This window comes from Enterobacter sp. Tr-810 (genome assembly GCF_011752765.1).
In the GTDB taxonomy this organism is placed as follows: domain Bacteria; phylum Pseudomonadota; class Gammaproteobacteria; order Enterobacterales; family Enterobacteriaceae; genus Enterobacter; species Enterobacter soli.
Map to the genome: position 1 here is coordinate 384,345 of NZ_VWWW01000001.1, position 18,429 is coordinate 402,773.

The 18,429-nt window shown below is 49.3% G+C and carries 26 protein-coding genes and 2 pseudogenes; 13 read left to right on the forward strand and 15 right to left on the reverse strand.

Features of this window, described 5'->3' with window-relative positions:
- Positions 1 to 691: 691 nt before the first annotated feature.
- From F3J30_RS01785 to F3J30_RS01800, 4 genes are all read right to left on the reverse strand, one after another.
- Positions 692 to 985, reverse strand: coding sequence for a hypothetical protein (locus F3J30_RS01785; protein WP_166715470.1), 294 nt, complete (start codon positions 983 to 985; stop codon positions 692 to 694).
- Between the two features lie 263 nt (positions 986 to 1,248).
- A complete protein-coding gene (locus tag F3J30_RS01790) occupies positions 1,249 to 1,449 on the reverse strand; it encodes a hypothetical protein (protein WP_166715471.1) in 201 nt (66 codons plus the stop codon).
- Positions 1,450 to 1,671: 222 nt separating this feature from the next.
- A complete protein-coding gene (locus F3J30_RS01795) occupies positions 1,672 to 2,664 on the reverse strand; it encodes a hypothetical protein (protein ID WP_166715472.1) in 993 nt (330 codons plus the stop codon).
- Between the two features lie 22 nt (positions 2,665 to 2,686).
- On the reverse strand, positions 2,687 to 2,968 hold the full coding sequence (locus F3J30_RS01800) for a hypothetical protein (RefSeq protein WP_166715473.1): 282 nt from the start codon (positions 2,966 to 2,968) through the stop codon (positions 2,687 to 2,689).
- 367 nt (positions 2,969 to 3,335) lie between these two features.
- On the opposite strand from F3J30_RS01800, the gene F3J30_RS01805 reads away from it, so the two are divergent.
- Positions 3,336 to 3,518, forward strand: a complete 183-nt coding sequence (locus F3J30_RS01805; protein ID WP_166715474.1) for a hypothetical protein — start codon at positions 3,336 to 3,338, stop codon at positions 3,516 to 3,518.
- Here the strand turns inward: F3J30_RS01805 and F3J30_RS01810 are convergent.
- The 10 genes from F3J30_RS01810 to F3J30_RS01855 all read right to left on the reverse strand — a co-directional run bounded on the left by F3J30_RS01810 (position 3,502) and on the right by F3J30_RS01855 (position 9,138).
- A complete protein-coding gene (locus tag F3J30_RS01810; RefSeq protein WP_166715475.1) occupies positions 3,502 to 3,939 on the reverse strand; it encodes a hypothetical protein in 438 nt (145 codons plus the stop codon). The two genes, F3J30_RS01805 and F3J30_RS01810, sit on opposite strands and share 17 nt — an antisense overlap.
- Positions 3,940 to 4,148: 209 nt before the next feature.
- Complete coding sequence (locus tag F3J30_RS01815) at positions 4,149 to 4,688, reverse strand: ead/Ea22-like family protein (protein WP_166715476.1); 540 nt, start codon at positions 4,686 to 4,688, stop codon at positions 4,149 to 4,151.
- Positions 4,651 to 5,064 (reverse strand): hypothetical protein, encoded by a 414-nt coding sequence (locus F3J30_RS01820; RefSeq protein WP_166715477.1) that lies wholly within the window; start codon positions 5,062 to 5,064, stop codon positions 4,651 to 4,653. The genes F3J30_RS01815 and F3J30_RS01820 overlap by 38 nt, the downstream gene beginning before the upstream one ends.
- A complete protein-coding gene (locus F3J30_RS01825) occupies positions 5,061 to 5,543 on the reverse strand; it encodes a hypothetical protein (RefSeq protein ID WP_166715478.1) in 483 nt (160 codons plus the stop codon). The genes F3J30_RS01820 and F3J30_RS01825 overlap by 4 nt, the downstream gene beginning before the upstream one ends.
- Entirely contained in the window at positions 5,540 to 5,800 is a 261-nt protein-coding gene (locus tag F3J30_RS01830) for a DUF977 family protein (RefSeq protein ID WP_166715479.1), read from the reverse strand. The genes F3J30_RS01825 and F3J30_RS01830 overlap by 4 nt, the downstream gene beginning before the upstream one ends.
- On the reverse strand, positions 5,787 to 6,506 hold the full coding sequence (locus F3J30_RS01835; RefSeq protein WP_166715480.1) for a DUF1627 domain-containing protein: 720 nt from the start codon (positions 6,504 to 6,506) through the stop codon (positions 5,787 to 5,789). Before F3J30_RS01835 ends, F3J30_RS01830 begins: the two co-directional genes overlap by 14 nt.
- 11 nt (positions 6,507 to 6,517) lie before the next feature.
- A complete protein-coding gene (locus F3J30_RS01840; RefSeq protein ID WP_166715481.1) occupies positions 6,518 to 7,201 on the reverse strand; it encodes a replication protein P in 684 nt (227 codons plus the stop codon).
- Positions 7,185 to 8,177, reverse strand: coding sequence for a replication protein (locus F3J30_RS01845; RefSeq protein WP_166716686.1), 993 nt, complete (start codon positions 8,175 to 8,177; stop codon positions 7,185 to 7,187). Before F3J30_RS01845 ends, F3J30_RS01840 begins: the two co-directional genes overlap by 17 nt.
- A gap of 185 nt (positions 8,178 to 8,362) precedes the next feature.
- Positions 8,363 to 8,917: a toxin YdaT family protein gene (locus F3J30_RS01850; protein WP_166715482.1), complete on the reverse strand. Its 555-nt coding sequence runs from the start codon at positions 8,915 to 8,917 to the stop codon at positions 8,363 to 8,365.
- Positions 8,918 to 8,919: 2 nt separating this feature from the next.
- Positions 8,920 to 9,138, reverse strand: a complete 219-nt coding sequence (locus F3J30_RS01855) for a YdaS family helix-turn-helix protein (RefSeq protein WP_166715483.1) — start codon at positions 9,136 to 9,138, stop codon at positions 8,920 to 8,922.
- A gap of 13 nt (positions 9,139 to 9,151) precedes the next feature.
- Here F3J30_RS01855 and F3J30_RS01860 point away from each other — a divergent pair, with 13 nt between their 5' ends.
- The 4 genes and pseudogenes from F3J30_RS01860 to F3J30_RS01870 all read left to right on the forward strand — a co-directional run bounded on the left by F3J30_RS01860 (position 9,152) and on the right by F3J30_RS01870 (position 10,728).
- Entirely contained in the window at positions 9,152 to 9,619 is a 468-nt protein-coding gene (locus F3J30_RS01860; protein ID WP_348771109.1) for a helix-turn-helix domain-containing protein, read from the forward strand.
- Between the two features lie 231 nt (positions 9,620 to 9,850).
- Positions 9,851 to 9,976 (forward strand): annotated as a pseudogene (locus tag F3J30_RS22565) (transcriptional regulator); the annotation flags it as partial.
- A gap of 1 nt (position 9,977) precedes the next feature.
- The gene (locus tag F3J30_RS01865; protein WP_166715484.1) at positions 9,978 to 10,430 is read left to right on the forward strand and encodes a hypothetical protein; all 453 of its coding nucleotides are present in this window, start codon (positions 9,978 to 9,980) and stop codon (positions 10,428 to 10,430) included.
- Positions 10,423 to 10,728, forward strand: coding sequence for a hypothetical protein (locus F3J30_RS01870; protein WP_211053060.1), 306 nt, complete (start codon positions 10,423 to 10,425; stop codon positions 10,726 to 10,728). The genes F3J30_RS01865 and F3J30_RS01870 overlap by 8 nt, the downstream gene beginning before the upstream one ends.
- Before the next feature lie 22 nt (positions 10,729 to 10,750).
- On the opposite strand, the gene F3J30_RS01875 is transcribed toward F3J30_RS01870, so the two are convergent.
- Positions 10,751 to 10,948 (reverse strand): hypothetical protein, encoded by a 198-nt coding sequence (locus tag F3J30_RS01875; protein ID WP_166715485.1) that lies wholly within the window; start codon positions 10,946 to 10,948, stop codon positions 10,751 to 10,753.
- A 317-nt stretch (positions 10,949 to 11,265) separates the two neighbouring features.
- On the opposite strand from F3J30_RS01875, the pseudogene F3J30_RS22570 reads away from it, so the two are divergent.
- The 8 genes and pseudogenes from F3J30_RS22570 to F3J30_RS01910 all read left to right on the forward strand — a co-directional run.
- Positions 11,266 to 11,418: pseudogene (locus F3J30_RS22570) on the forward strand (hypothetical protein); the annotation flags it as partial.
- The gene (locus tag F3J30_RS22575) at positions 11,411 to 11,575 is read left to right on the forward strand and encodes a YdaE family protein (RefSeq protein WP_247650484.1); all 165 of its coding nucleotides are present in this window, start codon (positions 11,411 to 11,413) and stop codon (positions 11,573 to 11,575) included. The pseudogene F3J30_RS22570 and the gene F3J30_RS22575, both read left to right, overlap by 8 nt.
- A 138-nt stretch (positions 11,576 to 11,713) precedes the next feature.
- Entirely contained in the window at positions 11,714 to 14,596 is a 2,883-nt protein-coding gene (locus F3J30_RS01885; protein ID WP_166715486.1) for a RecE family exodeoxyribonuclease, read from the forward strand.
- 14 nt (positions 14,597 to 14,610) lie between these two features.
- Positions 14,611 to 15,651 carry a RecT family recombinase gene (locus F3J30_RS01890; protein WP_166715487.1) on the forward strand — a complete coding sequence of 347 codons (1,041 nt, stop codon included), beginning with the start codon at positions 14,611 to 14,613 and terminating at the stop codon, positions 15,649 to 15,651.
- A gap of 34 nt (positions 15,652 to 15,685) precedes the next feature.
- Positions 15,686 to 16,519, forward strand: coding sequence for a DNA adenine methylase (locus F3J30_RS01895; protein ID WP_166715488.1), 834 nt, complete (start codon positions 15,686 to 15,688; stop codon positions 16,517 to 16,519).
- Complete coding sequence (locus tag F3J30_RS01900) at positions 16,516 to 16,758, forward strand: DUF4060 family protein (protein ID WP_166715489.1); 243 nt, start codon at positions 16,516 to 16,518, stop codon at positions 16,756 to 16,758. The genes F3J30_RS01895 and F3J30_RS01900 overlap by 4 nt, the downstream gene beginning before the upstream one ends.
- Positions 16,759 to 16,822: 64 nt before the next feature.
- A complete protein-coding gene (gene xisR, locus F3J30_RS01905; RefSeq protein ID WP_166715490.1) occupies positions 16,823 to 17,038 on the forward strand; it encodes an excisionase family protein in 216 nt (71 codons plus the stop codon).
- Complete coding sequence (locus F3J30_RS01910) at positions 17,038 to 18,330, forward strand: DUF3596 domain-containing protein (protein WP_166715491.1); 1,293 nt, start codon at positions 17,038 to 17,040, stop codon at positions 18,328 to 18,330. Before xisR ends, F3J30_RS01910 begins: the two co-directional genes overlap by 1 nt.
- Positions 18,331 to 18,429: the final 99 nt, after the last annotated feature.

An 18,429-nucleotide genomic window follows, 5' to 3' on the forward strand; every position in this document is an offset into this window, starting at 1 on the left:
CGGCGCTCAAGAGGCATAGATCCCATAAGCCTCCCGTCCGAGCGCCGAATAATATCGTACCAGTCTGCTTGTTCCTGACTTTCGTTCACACACATACCCCTTCTTCGCTATCCACAAATACACTCTTCCGGCGGGGAGAAGTCCCCTTGGCACAACCAAAATATCAAATGCCGCAATTTTCCTAATAGGTTCGCCGGAAGAAAAAATCAGTTTTTTACTGTAGCGTCTAAACCATACAACAAAATACTGTATGCATAAACAGCATTTATTCAATTTGGTTAAGTATGCTGGTGCTGACCGGTCACAGGCAACAACGCGCATCATATTGATTTGGTTGTATTTTATTGCCATTTTAACGCGTAAGCTAACGCTTTATTTCTATCTGCCATTGCCTAACTGCCTGGTGGGTTCGCAAATACCAGGGCTGGCAATTACCTGCGTATTGAGAGCCCCAGAACCCCAACGAATTATATTTTTCCCTACTGACACTACCTGTCATGTTGCTATTTCTGTTTTATTGCCCGTTTTATAATCGCTTTAATAGTTCGATTTTTACATATCGAACGTTTTCCCCGATCATGCTCAGGTGTGTATTACCCGATTAACCGAGCGACGATTAAAAGGCCTCTGGAGAGGCCATTGATTGCTATAAGGTACTGTCGGGATTGAGGTTGCAATAACCAAAATTCTGTTAGATGTCCCCATAAATCTCATCAGGTACAGGCTTAACGCCTGAGGTCTCAATCAGGGAGTTAATTCTTGACGCAGGAATTACCTCACCTTCTTCCAGAGCTATCGCAACAGCATACCTGTTACCGAGATGATGTATGACTTTGACATCGAACGTTTGCACTGGATATTGCCGGGAAGAAGTATTTGCTGGAGCAAATGTCAGAGCGGGCGCGAGAATGTCTCCACTGTTACATTCTTCCTGTTTTATCTCTCCATCCCGTCCGTAACCAATCATCAGATAATCAACATTCATTCTAACTCTCCTATAAAATGAAGATAGTTATTAACCCGTAGTAATTTCGAGCCATGTCGGAAGTATATCAAGCAACGTCTTCTGGTACCCCACACAACTCTGGCAAGTTAGCCCTCATTAGAGCCTCAGCAAAAGGTGATGGCACTTCATTAACGCAACTTTCCGCCAGAAAGAAAAAACCGCATATATCGGGTTGAATTGGTGGGATTTTTTAAGTTTAGAAATCTTGGCCCTGACAGAAATGGGGTGATATAACCTAACGACTATGGCTTGGGGTTTCCCTTCCTCCATCGCAGCCAGAAACCGTATTCTTGCCTGATATTACTCTCGCTGGTGAGCTTACCGAACTTCGTTGACGGCGGGTTAGCAATGATGCTTTCCAGCGATTCTCCGCCATCAAGACGTGCATAAATTTTATAATCAGCTGCTTTCGGATTCTTTGGCTCTGCAATTCCCTCACTCATTATCTACCCCATGTCATAAAAGTAATTTGGCATTGAAGTGGCTCTCTTTTGTCGTGGAAGCCCCTATGTGTTCAAAGATTGTAAGTTAACTTAGCTGCAATCTCTTTTAGTTGGCACATTCCGGGGGATCAGCCCTCACTAACGCCTCTGCGAAGGATGACGATACTGCGCTGCCACAACGGGCTGAGACAAAAAACCCGCCGGAGCGGGTTTAGGTAATGGTCAAAACTCTATCGTTTGAGCTGGCCTTGAGTTTAAGATCCAACATTCCTGATGCACATGATGTAGAGCAAGTTGGCCTAAATAAATATCTTCTTTTGCCTTACAATCCACTTCATCATCTAAATCATCATCGGCTTCGGCTTCGGCTTCAGGTGCGGCTTCAGGTGCGGCTTCAGGTGCGGCTTCGGCTTCAGGTGCGGCTTCGGCTTCAGGTGCGGCCTGTGCTTGAGCTTCCAATTTTTCCTTAAGTAAATCCCTAGCTTTTACATAGTCTTGAAGCAAATCCATGACATTAACAAATCCCTTTGTTTTCGACTGCTTATTCGCTTCATTTGAACATACTCCAGCATATTTGTATGAATCCATGATTGTATTAACTCCGTCTCCATCAATATCTCGAGGCGAAGACATCCATTTAAATACATACAAAAGAAATACGTTGGCAACCCAAGGAATTTTAAGACCAGGAGGAAGAAAATCTTCTGCTGTAGTAGAACTTAAACTTTGGTTAAGATTAGTCGCACCAACTATAATTATATCCACAACCTCATCGCGGGATTTCCCAGCATTGACGTAGTTAAATGTACCAGCGTAACATTGACCTAAATAAATTATAGCATTTTTAAGATTTGGAGTGTTTTTTAATGAAGTAATTAATTTATTAGGAGAAATATTAGAGATACCATCAAGGCCAAATGGGCTTCCGTGGCCTGTAACGAACATAACTATGTTCTCGTACGTATTTTCTTCTATATCAGAAAAAAAATCCTGTGTGGTTTTTGACACATAAGGAGTAGTTGATGCGAAACTAAAAAAGGAATCATAATTTAAAGAAGGACTATCTATATAAACGAATATATCTTGCGGTGAGATACCAGCTCGTTCCAGACAGAAAACCCCATAAACCAAATCGAAAATATGCCGCGTATCCACCTCGGCACTTGAACATGGCAGAAACATGACCCATTTTGTTCGCTCTGACCTTAAGCTCATTTTATTTCCAATAAAAACTTAGTTAAAAAGGAAAAACCGCATTACTTAAAGATTCGGGTTTTGGTAGATCTGAAAAATAAAACAGCTCACTCATTTCTAAATTAGCTTTTAATGGAGTGGATGTTAAGACCTTTCCTCTTTCATTTAGAGCATAGATTTCTTTACCTGTTTTTAAGAAAAAACAGATGCCCAGTGCATCTGCAGAGGAAGATTTAAAGAGCATCCATTGCCCGAGATTCACACACTCTTTCACTGAATCAGAGGTATCGGGCAGTGCTGAAGACTGTAACCCTGTGAATTTCATAATAAATCCTTAAGTTGGTGGCGTAATTACTTGACATTAATAATTTTAGTAGACGCAGTATCACAAATCCACTTGATCTAAGCTACTAAATTTTGTTGAAAAGTTTGTCTGATAGCACACTTTAGGATTCTAACTTTCAAACCAAAGGATAGAAAACTCCCAGACGCCATTACAGCATTAACAACGTAAAAACAAAGGCGAGCAATCAGACTACTTCTATAAGTATCGGCAAAAAAAACAAAATCTTCAGTTTTCTGTGGCTGTCCAGTCATCACCAGTTATGGTGCAAATGCCCTGAAATAGAAGCAATAAAAAACCCGCCTAAGCGGATTCATAGTTTTGGAAGAATTCCGCCGAACGTCGGATCATGCTGCATCTGTTGCGCCCAGGCCACGCGGCGTTGAGCGTCTTCTCTGCGCAGGCGTTCGAGCTCTTTTCGTTCTTCGCTGTTCAGGGGATCGGCTTTACCCTGGCGCACGGCGGCGCGGCAGGCTTCATCAACCATAGTTTCTACGTTTTCGAGAAGTACGTAATTATTGCTGGCCGCTAATCCATTCTTTTCGGCGAGGTAATGCGCGCGGGTCAGCGACTATGTAGCGCAAACGCTCAAGCACTTCCGGCACAGGCTGGGCTATGAATAAGCGCTCAATCACGCAGTTCTCAAGTTCGAAGGCGTCTGGCTGGCGATGATCTGTATAATCCCAGCGTTCACTGCCTATCGCAGAAGGTGGTTTTAATTTAGACCTGAACGCCATAGGCTCCGCTTCGAGCGATGCCAGCGCGATTTCGGCTAGGCGCTTTACAACTTCCGACGGCGGGGCGTGGTCGTTTAGAAAATCCCATCTCGCCACAACCTTGCCGTTTATGAGGTCGGATTTCCGGACTTCCTCCAGCGCCTCGTTCAGGTCGTCCACTGCTGCAATGATTGCGATTAACTTCTCTGTGGTAAATTCTCTGGTAATTGTGCTCATGGGTTAGTCCTCAACCTTGTTGCCGCACATTGGGCAATGGTTAAATTTATTGGCATAACCGGGGTGAGGAATCGCGTAACGACGTGTGCGCTCATTCCAGTCAGCAATTTTCTTTTCAAACAGGGCCGCACTTTGTTCCCAGTCGCCCTAATAAATCTTCGTCGCTCCGATCATCCCAGTTACACAGCGGAGGCATTTGTCAGCCATGCTCACTCTCCTTTACCGGCTGCGGCGCGCAAGTTTCGCTCTGCGATTAAGGCTGTATCAGTCGGGTCTGTAGTTTCAACAACGCCAGGTTTCAGTCTGCTCAAATCAGACCCTGTCAGGTTGAAAATTGCGTAAGCGATATCACTGGCGGCCTGACGCATAATCTCCCTCTGGCCAGCAATCTGCTTCTCTGCGGCTTCCAGCTCAACCAGCAGCGCCAGCACGGTGTCTGGGTTGGCTGCGGCGATGAATTCAGCGTTACGCTTAGCCGTTTCATCCCATGCCATGTGGTAATCATGATCCCATTCAGTGTGGATGCACGCAGCGGTTGAATTGGTCATGTCGAGCAATGACTCATGTCCAACGTAGAACGCGTATGAGTGGTAGCCAGATACCCTATCTTCGCCCTCGCCATATTCTCCGTCAGTCTCTACAACATCAGACCACCACTCACCCTGAGTTGCCTTCTCCGCCGCTTCACGCAGCGCCTGTTTGTCGAAGTGCTCATTGGGCTGCCTCCCATGGGTATTGATAATCGCCATTTGCAAAGACCATATTGATACGGTGAGGAACCTGCATCGCTATATCAGGGTGCATATCCTTAAACCGAACGCAGTGGAGTTTATGCAGCCACTCATAAGCTTCAGCTGACCTTCCCCATAACGTCATACCTACAAGCTGGATGATTTCGTTTATCGGGCAAATATCCACCCGGTAGTAATGCCCGGTCATGTGCTCTTGCATTTCCCTTGCAGCCTTCATGAAAAGAGTGGCTTGCATGGGATCTGAGAGGTCAATGTAAGGGAATACGATCATGTCGAAGAGACTCCGCTTTTTCTCGTGCATCCTGTGTACCACTGGGAACTGACAGGAATCTCCAATCCCGAAAAATGATTTCACTGCTTGAATTGCGCTCATGACTGCACTCCTTTGCGAAGTTCCTGCGCCAACCACTCAAGCGCCATTACTGGAACGCCAATGTGACCTGTGCCTTCGAATTTGTTAAGCAGGTGTTCGATAGCAGCATCCACACCTTGCGCCAGCGCTTCAGCCAGAAAAGCGTCTGTCGATGGGGTTTCTGGGTTCCAGTTGTTTTCTTCAAACCAAGAATCGAGTGGCTCAAGCGCGCCATTCAGATGCCAGCCGGAAACTTGAAATCCATTACCGTATAGCTCATTTCTGATTTCAGAAACAACCGCCTTCAGCGCCGCATTCTCCGCAGCCAGGGCATCACACTGTTTCCCTTTCTCCCTTAGCGCTGCCGTTGTGCAGTCCAACCGTTCAGCCAGGCGCGTGAACATCTTCGCAATGTCGATGATTGGCGTGTTGCTGCTCAGCGTGCGCGCGAACTCATGCCCAACTACGATCAGCTCTTTGTTGTTCAGTGAATCGGTCATTCTGCTGCTCCCCGGTGCGTGAAACGTTCCATGTCAAAGTCGATAACTGCGCGCTGGTCGCGGAAAATGCCGCAACGGCCATGCCGGATAAGTTCACCCTGTTTGATGGCTACCCGGATGTACTTCTCGGCGGTAGAGCGATGTAGGCCAAACATTTCCACGATATCTTTGGTCGTTGCGCGGCCATGTTTTTTCACCATCTCGATAATCCAGGCGATGAACAAGCTGCGTTCCTGGTTGGTCTTAGGCCTTGCCATTATCAACCTCCGCAGTTACCAGCTGTTGCACGAGATGTTTATGACGGCCAACTACGCGCACGGCATCACGCAATCTCTCCAGGTTCGCCAGCTTGCTCTTAGCGCGGCGGATTTCGCGGGAGATAACACGGACTGTTGGAACAGACTGGGCGGTTACGCACCTTTCAGTGAAAGACGGGATCTCACTGACAATCTTCGCGATATCCTTAGGCTGAATTGGCTCCGCCACTTCAGGTGCTGCGATTACTAATGGTGTGGCTGGACCTTCTGATGCTTCAGCAATTTCCGTAGTTACCGGCAGCGACCAGGTAACGCCCTTGCCCTGCCCGTTCTTCACCACCATGCCCTGGCGTTCTAGCGCGCGCATTACTGAGGTCATACCGCGACCGTTGCGGTTCACCTCTTTTGCCAGTGAAGCAGTATCCATGGCGCCATTCTTCGCCAGGAGGCTACGAATCACAGCCGGGTCAACAGGCTCTCGCGCTTCACCATGCAGAACAGGATTTTCCGGTGGCACGGTAGCTACACGCTTCGCATCAGTTACGGACCCAAGGAACCAGCCGCCATCAGCAAAATCACACAACCCCTGATCGCGCTGTTCGCGCAACATGTTCAACGCTTCAACAGGCTCGATATCCAGACGTGCGGCCACTTCGCGGTAAGTTGCCCGGCCCATTTTCTCCAGCGCTTGAATTACGGTTTCCATGAGTTCTCCTGTTAAATCAGACCAGAGTCTTTGCGTTGTTTGTATTTAGCCATCAGCATTTCTGCTGGTGTGGGGCCACTCGCTTTTAACGGCGCCGCAATCGCGCGGCGGATTGGGGGAACTGGCTTGCCGGATATGACGCGTCTTTCCCACTTATCCAGCACATCAATGGCTTCACGCTCGAGCTCCTGGCGGCTCAGTTGGCCTTCAGTGCTCCGGTGACGAAGTTCGATGCAAATGTGATACAGAACCGGCTTCGCCCATGGGTATTGCTCGCTGGACGGGTAGCGGAAAACAAGCTTCTGCCATTTCCAGTACTCAGTCATGACGTCAGACACGGTGATACCGAGCACACAGCGTCCTTCGCGACACCAGGCGACAAATTGGCCAGGGGAAGGCAGAAACGGTCTTTCCTGACGGCGCGCAACCCGCAGCCCAGCGTTGACCTGTTCCATGGTTGTAACCCCGTTTTCGTAGAATGCCAGGGCCCACTGGCGGCGTAGTTCGTTGAACTCGGCCTGATCGTTGAAGCTATGCAAGCTGGCTGGAAATGCGGCGCGAAGAGCACTGAACAGGGTGTTGAAAATTTCTGCTGTCTGCTCTGCCTGAGCAGCTTTAAGCTCTGGCAACCCGTTCGCTACGCGACCGAAGTTTTCCCGGTCAAAATTGATCATTTGCTCAGAAAGACTTTCCATCGAACACCCCGTTGATCCAGTCTGTGTTGTTGAAGTCGACTTTGCCCTTCACTCCTGTCGCTGCGGCATTTTCGTCACTACGCTTGCGCTTGGTCGCCAGTTGGTCCCACTGTTTTCGCAGGCTTGAGGGACTCAGGATGTTGTCTTTCCAGAAATCATTCCTGTTAGCCCACTTGAACAGGTCGCAAATCTCAAAATGGGTACGGTTGTCCTGGAGGCGCATCAGGCGGATAGTGTTAGCCCATTCAACCCATTTGGGTTCGTTGAGACTTGCATTGACCGTCAGACGCATGGCGTGAATCCAGCGAGCGGCTTTGAGATCGTCAGCAGTACCCCATGACTTACCTGCCGGGGTGAAGATTCCATCAGCAGCTTCTGGGTGACGAATGAGGAATTTTTGAGTCGCCTCGTTTCGGGATTCTTCAGAATTCCGAGACGAAGAGATCTTATTATTTATATTGTTGTTATTACCTTCTTGTTCATGATGCGCGGGGAAATGCGCGGCCTTATGAGCGGGAGAATGCGCGGCATCACCTCCGAAAGCCCCGCCATTACTGGCTTCGTCATGCGCGGCGCTATGCTCGGGGTAATGCGCGGCCAAATGCGCGGGCAAATCGTCCATTTTTTGAGCATAAAGCATGTAATTTGTGATGGTTATCACAGTGCCTTTTCTCTTCTCTCCGGCAGTCGAAATCATCCCCTCTTTCTCGAAAATAGCCAGCATCCGATCCACCGCGTGGCGACTTGTTGGCTCCCCTGCCCGGTCACATAATTTCAGGCCAAGATCGGCTGAGGTGGTCACCAGTTGTCCCGGTTGCAGAGGCCACTGATGGCCTTTAAAGTTCGCCGTATAAGGCTGACGGGCAGCGCCCAACAGAAGGTTTTCCCACAATGTGCGCAGGAAGACATCTTTCGCCCAGGGCTTCTTCAATACACTCCGGTACAACGGGATGAATCCGGTCTTCTGGTTCTCCATCCGGTTGCTCCTGACGGCACTACGTGCCGAGAAATCAGCGTAAGCGACATTCGACATAGCTATGCCCCTTTCACCTGGTGTTTTGTACATGTATTTGTCATAATGAACTCGCAATTACCTTTCCGTTTTTGCACCTGAAAGTCGGTTCTGTTCGCGCAGACCGGCTTTCGCCTTTTCTGAAGTCTTCACATTGCCCCCAGCATCGTTGTAACCATGGCCATCAATGGCGCCACAGAGTCCGGTCCGTCCAGGTAGAAACTGGCAACTATTTTTTCGCTGATTTCCTTCAGTCGCACCTGCTTCGGTGCATTCAGAACGACAGCCTGAAGTGCTTCTGCATCCTCTTTCACCGACCGGGCAATGCGGACCGTAATATCGTCATGCTTAATCAGTCGATCCCGGTACGCCAAAGGCAATGCAGCCATAATTGCCGGCGCCAACTGCTTAACGTTGTCCCGGTAAACTGCTGAGTCCTCTTTGTTATCCAGCCAGCGAAACAGCTTCACGTTCCAGACTTCAGGTTGGCCGGTAAAGTCAACGCCTTTCAGATGCAACTCTTCAGCCGACTCCTGGATTTGCAGAGCAGCAACCAAACGCCCCTCTGCCGCAGCCCATGCGCGAACAGCCGAACAGATTGCGTGGTGATCGACGGGTTGCTTTGCCTTAGGTTCCTGATGACAGTTGAATATCAGGCGTTCTGTGGGTGCTCTGTTACTCTGTTGAAAAGAAAGTGTTTGCATGGTTAAGGCTCCTGTTTAGGTAAACCATCACTGGGGTTTGGGTAGAGATCAGGACGCAGTTCATGGGGTGTTACACCTGTAGCCTCAAATACTGGCAACACTCGCTCGGCGGGAATGCCTTTGCGGCGCCACAGCGAAACAGCCATTTTTGAAACACCGATCAAAGTACCAAGCGCACTGGCGGAACCTGATCGGAGAATTGCATTTTCAATACCAGTCATAGGACCTCCTTAAGTGAGTGAAGTAAAGCACCAATTTACCAATGAGTCAATAAACGCCTGCCTATCTACTGGTAAAGCTATTGTTTACAATCCATGCATGAATAAAAAAGATCCTAACCAGAGCCTTATTTCCAGGCTGACTGAACTGAACAGTAAAGGCTTCTCAAAAACAGAGATGGCCAAGGTTGCTAATGTCAGTAAGCAGGCGGTAACCGGGTGGTTTAGAACAGGTAAAATCAGCAAAGAATCAGCATTGGCTGTTGCTGACGCTGCTGGCGTATCAGTGCCATGGTTACTCGGTGAGGATGTTGGAGAGAAAGATGGACTCAAGCCTGACGAACAGCGCCTACTGGAGCTCTATCGCCAACTCCCGGAAGAAGAGCAGCAAAACATGCTTCGCATCTTCGCGCTCCGCCTGAAGGAGCTGGATGAGTTGTATGAAAAATACATGAGCAGACGAATCAAGGGCGACTCTGAGTAGTAAGCATCTGATGCAAACGACGAGGGACACGATTGAAAACTGGTCTATTTTTAATTTCTATCGCCGTTCTTTGTTTCACCTTCCTTTTCATCTGGATCGTACTCATTGGTCCTGTGAATGGGCAGGATAAAACGTACTTTAATGACTCAACAACTTTTGCGGTCATTGCTATGGCAGTGCTTTTTATAGCGTTCGTAGTGGTTACAGTGATGGTGTTGATGTGAAAGTTAGATCGTTCGCCAGTTGCCGTGAGATGAGCAACTGAACATTATCAGCATCTGCGCGCTTCGCCTGAAGGAGCTGGATGAGTTGTTTGAGAAGTACATGAAGGGGCACATTCGATCGCAGGGTGAATAAAATGTCTAAAGTAGAGCAGGCCAAAATTGCTTTTGTTTATTCAGGGCTTATAGCTCCAGGAATAAAAGTTGGGGACCCTACTCCAGGTATTGCAATATCATGCAACGATTTTCCATCAGAGCAACTTTTATCTGTTAATTTTGGCGTCATTGACTTTAACGGTGTTGATAATTATTCATTAGAAATCGAAATTTTCTACGATGGTGAAACTGTTTCTATTGAGTCGGATCTTAAAGAAATTTTTCAGTACCAACCTCAGTGGGGTAGCAGCGGCGAATATGTAGCTACGATGTCAGTTATTCAATCCTTCATTGCAAAAGGGCCTGGCTATTATACCCTTGAAGCATCTCTTCTTTTTAAGCTGCCTACTCCAAATTCTGAATGGGAAGTCATTGATGTAAAGAAATCTTTCTTTGCAGTCTCTAAGGAATGGAGAAACAAAATCGATGGCTGAGCGTAAGGTTATACCATTACCTAATGCGCATATTGAAGCCGCTAACGATCTGAGCCAAGATAGTAAATATGGCGGAGGTAATGGTGGAGGCGATGATATGCTGCAAAGAGTTAAGGACCTCGAAAAAGACGTCCAGCAGATGAAAACCGACATTGCGGTCATGCGTTCAAATTACGCAACAAAAACTGATGTTAGTGACGCAAAAAATTCGATTATTCTTTGGGTAGTTGGAGCTGTCGTCTTCGCACAGCTTATCCCGGCGATACCTAAAATATTGGAAATCTTCTTCCACAAATAATCCGGCCACCGAGCCGGTTTTTTTATATCCCCTTGCTCACCAGTTTTGCCGCCTTCTCAAACACTTCATCCTGTACGCCATCGCCCTTCTGTCTCCCCAGTCTCACCAGTTCGTCAATGATGCTCTCCCGATTTATGGTTTTTTGAGCTGATACCAAGCCAATCACCGCTGCGCCGATCGCCAATCCAACCAACCCAGTTTGTTCGTCTTTGTTCTTCATCGGTTTACTCCGCTATGCCCTTAGAAAGATTAGCACCGAGAATGTAAATACTAAATGCCTGATCCTTACTCCAATCCCGACCTTAGCGTCGGGATTTTTTTGTCCCCTATCACGCATTTTCATACTCCAAACAACCATGGTAAAGCAATGCTGTACTTTTTAGAACCCCAGCGCTTGACCTATTAGTAAAGTAGTGATTTACTGATATCACCAAGACGCACTACGAACCACCCAGGCATGGAGCCCACGAAGTAGCCGCCGACGGCATATGAATAGTCGGATGAGGTGGAGAGATTAACGCGCATCAGGTGTAAATGTTCCGCTAGCCGGCGATAAGGCAAACGAGGGTGAGAATGATTGATTTCGCACGCAAACCAGGACGGCAGCAAGCCGTTAAATTGAACTTCTTTGAGGTGATTCTTCGCCGCTTGTGCTACCTGCTGGCGCAAAAGGGGAATCCAGATGTGTAACTCAACGAAATGCAGGTACTGCGGTAAACCGGTAAAACCGGAGGAAGTAGTCAAAAGTATCCTTCTCTATCGCAACGGCGCACAGCTGGCACGTAAAGAAAAAGAATACTGCTCTGAACGTTGTGCTTCGTACGATCAGATGGCCCACGAAAGCTAACGTAAAAGCCGCGCAAGGCGGCCTGTACGCCCGGTGACACCGACCAAAGTTCCACCGGATTTTTTACCAAACCAAAACAACACCCAATGGGCGCTATCTCTGGCCCGGGGATCTTACATCCAAAAAAGAGGATCTCACATGGAATTTTTCTATGTAGTTAAGGCTACGCAGAAATCCGGCAAAGAAGATGCCGTAATCTGGTTCACTGCTAAATCTGAAGCCCGCGCGAACTTACAGCTCGATGTAGAGCTGGAAGATGGCGGTATTGAAACTGGCCGTGGCAAGGACTATCAGAAGCCGGTTCGTACCGATTTCCCGGTATATAACGATCTTCCTGATGAAGGCACCGTGGATTATTCATGGTGTAAACGCTACGAACTGGACGAAGACCAACGTACCTGGAAAATTAAACTGCTGGCGGGTGACTGGCAGCAGGATGCAACCGCACAGCCTGATGTTGCGACGGGTAAAGACAGCAGCATCGAGGAAGAAAAACAGGCATTACTCCGCCCAGTATCGCGCCTGCGCCTCCCGCAACGCCTCATCGCGCACCTGATTAATGACACTGAAGTAAAGGAAATCAGCGAAGAGCAGCACATCCAGATCGGGCAGATGGAAAGCGATGATAGCAACCAGTACGTGCAGAATCTGTTACTGGCAGCATCTAACGTTCCTGATATCAAGGAGCTTTCCGCCCATGTTGAGTGGAACCTTGTTAGTGCAATTAAACAAGTGTTCCAGCGTGACCAGGTTTATACCGTCAGTTCATTCGAAGAGTTTATGACCGAATGGGCCAGCGCGCCTGAACACAGAACCCTCACCACTCACAAATGGCTTTTTGATAAAGAGCCGGAAGTTGTTGTTAAGGGTGAAAGCGCCCCATCCGCAACCGCACCTGTGCTTATTACCGTGGCAACCCTCCCCCTGCGCCAGCGCATTCTTGCCCAGTTTATTTCTGATGAATATGCATATCACATCGATGCAAAACAGAAGAAAACCATCCAGGAACTCGAGCTGGATGTTGATAACAGCTATGTGCAGAACCTGCTGCTAGCTGCTGAGAACGTGGAATTCTTCAAGAATGCTTCTGAGATAGACATCTCACGGATTGTAGCCGCTCTGAAAACCGTCTTCCCGGTTGAAGGGAAACGGACTGAGCTGTCTCTTGTCATGCGGTTCATCCGGATCTGGTTTAACACAGAGCACATCGATCGCGGCATCCTGGTTCGCGAGTGGGCTGCTGGCAATCGCATTAGCAATGTTCAGCGCACAGATTCCGGTACCAATGCAGATGGAGGCTATGTCACTGACCGCGGTGAAGGTGCGCGTCACACCTTGGACACTCTCGATATGGAGATTGCCTGCGCCCTGTTGCCGATGGACTTCAACCACCGCGAAATTCCGGGCAGTATTCACCGGCGTGCCAAAGAGATCGTGGCCAAAAAAGAAGAGCCGTGGAAATCATGGAGCGCCATCCTGCGTAATCAGCCCGGTGTTCTGTCGGTAAACCGCGCAGCCATTTTCAACCTGGTACGCATCGCACCTGAAAACATACACCACACTCCGGCAGCACATCTTGAGTTTGTTAACCAGACGATGACCGCTGAGTTCAATGCTGCTGTCGATCTGGTATCGCTGCCAGCACCAGAAGTATCCCGTGAAGAAACTGACAAGCAGCTGGCTACCGAACGCGGTGAATTCGTCGAAGGTATCAGCGACCCGGCGGATCCAAAGTGGGTTAAAGACGAATTGCAGCCACAGGTTGAAAATCTCGGTGGCGGCATGTTCTCCATTGATGGCCTGATGAACGAAAAACAACCAGAAAACGATGACCGTTCACCGGTTAATGGGGAGACCACCAGCGATGCGCAGAAGGAAGCGGCACCTCCTGAAAAAGGTACATCTGATGAAGCAGTACAACCGAGCAAAGGCACTGATGATGCTAATCCGCAAACAGATTGCGTAGAAACGGTCAGTTTGCAAGAAACCACAAATGACTTTCAGGAATCGAATCCAGATGTGGTGTTCCCTGTAGACTTCGAACCTGGCCGATATGAAGGTCTGCCCAATAATGTTTATCACGCAGCTAACGGGATCAGCTCCACACAGGTGAAGGATGCCCGCGTCAGCCTGATGTTCTATCACGGCCGCCATGTAGCCAGGACTATTCGCCGAGAAAGCAGTGACGCACTGACGTTCGGTAGTCTGGCGCACACGCTTGCCCTCGAACCAGAGAAGCTTCATGAAGAATTCGCGGTATTCCCGGGCATTCCGGCCGAAGCCTTCACCACGACAGACTCACTGAAAGCTTTCATTCGCGAATTTAACTCGGACAAACCGAAGGCTGAACAGCTGAAACTAACTGGCAAGAAAGAAGAGTTACAAGAAGCGATCCGCTCAGTGAAACCAGAGGCCATCTTCGCTGAAGAATTCGAGCAGCAATGGCGCGACAGCGTTGCAGGGAAGACCATTCTTTCCAAAGAACAACTGCAACTAGCCACAGCAATTCAGCAGGCACTCCTCAATCATGAATCAGCCGGGAAACTTCTCCACCACCCTTCCCGCGCCGTAGAAACAAGCTATTTCGGATTTGACGACGAGACAGGCTTAGAAGTTCGCGTGCGTCCTGACCTTGAGGTCGAAGCCAGTGGCGTTCGTATTGCTGTTGACCTTAAAACCATCAGCATGGGCCGGGTTAAACAGGAAGGCCTTCGCGCAAAACTGCACCGCGAAATCATCGATCGTGATTACCACGTAAGCGCTGGTATGTACTGCGACGTTGCTGACTTTGACCAGTTCTTCTGGATCTTCGTTAACAAGGATGAGGGATATCACTGGGTGGCAGTTATTGAGGCGTCGGAAGACCTGTTAGCGCTTGGTCTGCAAGAGTACCAGAAGACGATGCGCGCCTTGGCTCAGGCCTATGACACCGACTGCTGGCCAGCTCCGATCACCGAAGACTACACCGATGAACTGAACGACTTTGACATGCGCCGTCTTGAAGCGCTGCGCCAGGCTTAATGGAGGAAATGACCATGCAAAATACCAACATCATTACGACGGATCAGACTCCAACCACAATTTCTGCCAGCAACGCGGTGTTCAACGTGCAAGCTCTGGGCCAGTTAACCGCATTCGCAGAACTGATGGCGCAGTCACTCGTCACTGTCCCCAAACACCTCGCGGGGAAACCCGCCGACTGTATGGCGATTGTCATGCAGGCTATGCAGTGGGGGATGAATCCGTATGCAGTAGCCCAAAAAACACACCTGGTTAACGGCGTGCTGGGTTATGAAGCGCAGCTTGTGAATGCGGTGATCTCCAGTTCCAGTGCCATCGTTGGCCGGTTCCATTACGAGTACGGCGGTGACTGGGAAAGAATCGCAGGCCAGAAAGAAGGGCGTGACGAGTTAGGTCTCTTTATTCGAGTCGGCGCGGTTCTGCGCGGAGAAGCGGATATCACCTGGGGAGAGAACATCTACCTGGCTGACATCACCACCCGTAACTCGCCATTGTGGAAGACAGCGCCAAAACAACAGATCGCCTATCTCGCAGTTAAGTACTGGGCGCGCCTGTACTGTCCTGAGGTCATTCTTGGCGTATACAGCCCGGACGAAGTTGAACCGCGTACTGAAAAGGAAATTAACCCGGCGCCGAAGCACGTCTCCCTCTCTGACATTTCAGGTGACAACGTAACAACTACACAAAGCGCGCAGGAAGCAGCAACCAACATCGATGTTCTGGCTGACGAATTCCGGGATCGCATTGAGGGTGCCCAAGATGTAGATAACGCCAAAGCGGTACGGGCTGACATTGAGAGCGCCAAAGCAACACTGGGTACCGCCCTGTTCACAGAGCTGAAAAACAAAGCCGTGAAGCGTTATTACTTGGTGGATTCCCGCAACAAAGTGGAGGCCGCGATCAACTCCCTCCCGTCTCCGGATGAACCCGGCGCCGCATCGCGATTTGAGGAAGCTGAGCGCGTACTGGCATCAGCAAAACGTCACCTGGGAGATGAACTGCATGATCAGTTCAGCATCACCCTGGCCGACATGAAACCGGAATACGTGGGCTAATGGAGGCGGGAGGGTTCGCCCTCCCGGTAATGAGATGTTAAGAGAAGAATCTGTTAAGCACCCGGCGATCCGTTACCACGGCGGTAAATTCCGCCTGGCATCATGGATTATCCCTCAGATGCCTGAACACATCTGTTACGTGGAACCGTTCGGTGGCGCAGCTGGCGTACTGCTGCAAAAGCCACGCAGTTACGCGGAAGTTTATAACGATTTGGATGGTGAGGTGGTAAACCTGTTCCGCGTACTGCGCGATGCCGAGATGAACCAGCGTCTAAAGGATGCGTGCGTGCTCACGCCATATTCTCGCGATGAATTTTGCGCAGCAAAGGAAGCAACCGATGAACCTATTGAGCGGGCAAGACGCATGGTCGTTCGAGCCAGCATGGGCTTTGGGTCAGCAGCAGGAATAGGCGGTAATTCCGGCTTCCGTAGCGACAGCAAAAGGAAATATGCGACAGCTTCGCATCTATGGGAGCGTTATCCGGAAAATCTGGCTGCACTATGCCAGCGTCTCCAGGGAGTCATTATCGAAAACAAAGATGCCCTGGCAGTAATGCGCGCCCATGACACTGAAACCACCCTGCATTACATCGATCCACCTTATCTACCGGCGACCCGCGTACAGGGTAATCGTTATTACAGCCACGAAATGACTGTAGAGGGACATGAGCAATTGCTCGCAGTATCCAGAACAATGTCCGGAATGGTGATGATCAGCGGCTACGACACTGATGTGTACAACGACATGCTCGTTGGTTGGACGAAAAAGGAAAAATCATCCCGCATTAGCGCCGGAAGAGGTACCAAGGTCCGCACTGAATGCCTATGGCTCAACCCAGCATCACAACAGGCGGAGCGTGCAGCGTGAAACTGATTAACCGCGGTAGCAAGCAGTCACCGTTAGCGCGCCAGGCCTGCGACATCGCCCTGGCAACCCACCAGCAACGCTATGGCGACTACGGACGAAGCAAGATGAAAGAGACATATACGGTCAGAGTGGAAGGCGTGAAGGTCTGGGTGGAGGTGGTAAACCGTAAAGCCAGTTACGTGGCCACTGCAATGACCGGAATGCGTCGTCTGCGCTCCCTGCCCGGCCAGGCAGGCTGAAACCGAAATATCAACGACTAAAAACCGGCATACATATACTTATGCCGGTTACCTGAGGTGAACGATGGCACAGGTGATTTTTAACGAAGAGTGGGTTGTTGAGGCCAGGCTAACAGAAAGAACGGGCCTTAATGAAGGGCAAATCAAAAACTATCGTCTGAAACTCTGGGTGGAGGGAGTTCACTTCAAACGCCTTACCGCCCAGGGGCAAACAGACAATTCTAAAGGATTGCTCTGGTACAACTTACCCAAGATTAACCAGTTAGTGCAGGAACTCTGATGAATTTTCCAACCGGCGTTGAATTACACAACGGAAAGATACGAATCTCCTTCATTTATCGTGGTATTCGGTGCCGGGAGGTACTTCAGGGTTGGGTTGTCACGAGTGGTAATTTGCGCAAAGCTGGCAACCTTCGCGCAGTCATCGTAAGTGAAATTCAGCTTGGTACTTTCGAATATGCAGAGCGATTCCCTGAGTCAAAGGCTTTAAAAAAATTCTCTTCAACGAAGAAAATCACAGCTTTTGGTGAGCTTTGCGACCTGTTTATGGAGGCCAAGCGATACGAAATCTCCGCAGCAACTTTCGATTCTCTCACGTCAGTTGTAAAAACACTTCGGCGTGTGGTTGGGGATGCCACCTTGATAATCGATATCCAGCACTCTGATTTACTGCGCTATCGCAATGACTTGCTCACGGGCAATGTTGTTCATCCGCTCCATTCTTCGCTCAATAAGTCCGGGAGAGCTGCTTCCACAGTTAACGGGATGATGAGCGCACTGAGCACCATTCTCAAGCTTGCCTATCGCAGTAACTTCATCAAGCATACCCCTTATGAAGGTCTGAGGTGGTTGAAGAAAACCAAAGAGCCACCGGATCCGCTTCTACCTGGCGAATATCTTGCGTTTATATCTTCTCTGACACGGTCACGTTATGCGGTACTGCTCTGGACTATCGCCATTCACACTGGTTTGCGTCACGGAGAACTGGCGGCTCTTGCATGGGAAGACGTTGATCTCCAGAAAGGCGAGATTAATGTCAGGCGAAACCTCACCAATAAAAATATTTTTGTGCTGCCTAAAACGGATGCTGGTATCCGAACCGTCTCCTTGCTCAAGCCAGCGCTTGAGGCTTTACGTGAGCAATTCCGGAGCACCGGCGCTATGGCCAGAAAGCAAATCATCCTGCACCACCGGGAGCCTGGGCGGACTGAACCACTTGGACTGCGCTTTGTATTTGTTCCACCAAAACGCGGTGGAAAAAATAAAGGTCATTACGCGCGAAACTCCCTTGCTTACTCCTGGGAGAATGGGCTGAAAAAAGCTGGTGTCCGCGCTCGTGATCCATACCAGTCGCGCCATACTTATGCTTGCTGGTCACTGTCAGCAGGTGCCAATCCGTCATTCATCGCCAGCCAGATGGGTCATGAAAACGCAAAAATGGTTTATGAGGTTTACGGGAAGTGGATTGGAGAAATGAGTAAAAATCAGGTGGATATCATTAATCAAAACTTACCTGATGCCTTGCCCCCGGTGTGCCCCTTGGATCAATTTGTGCACTCGAAAGCCTTATAACTTCAATGGAATAGGAGCGCGGCCTATAATAAGGGAATAATTATCAGGATCCGTAGCGGTTTCACGGGTCCCCTTTTTTGCGCAATGTAAGGGTGTCGT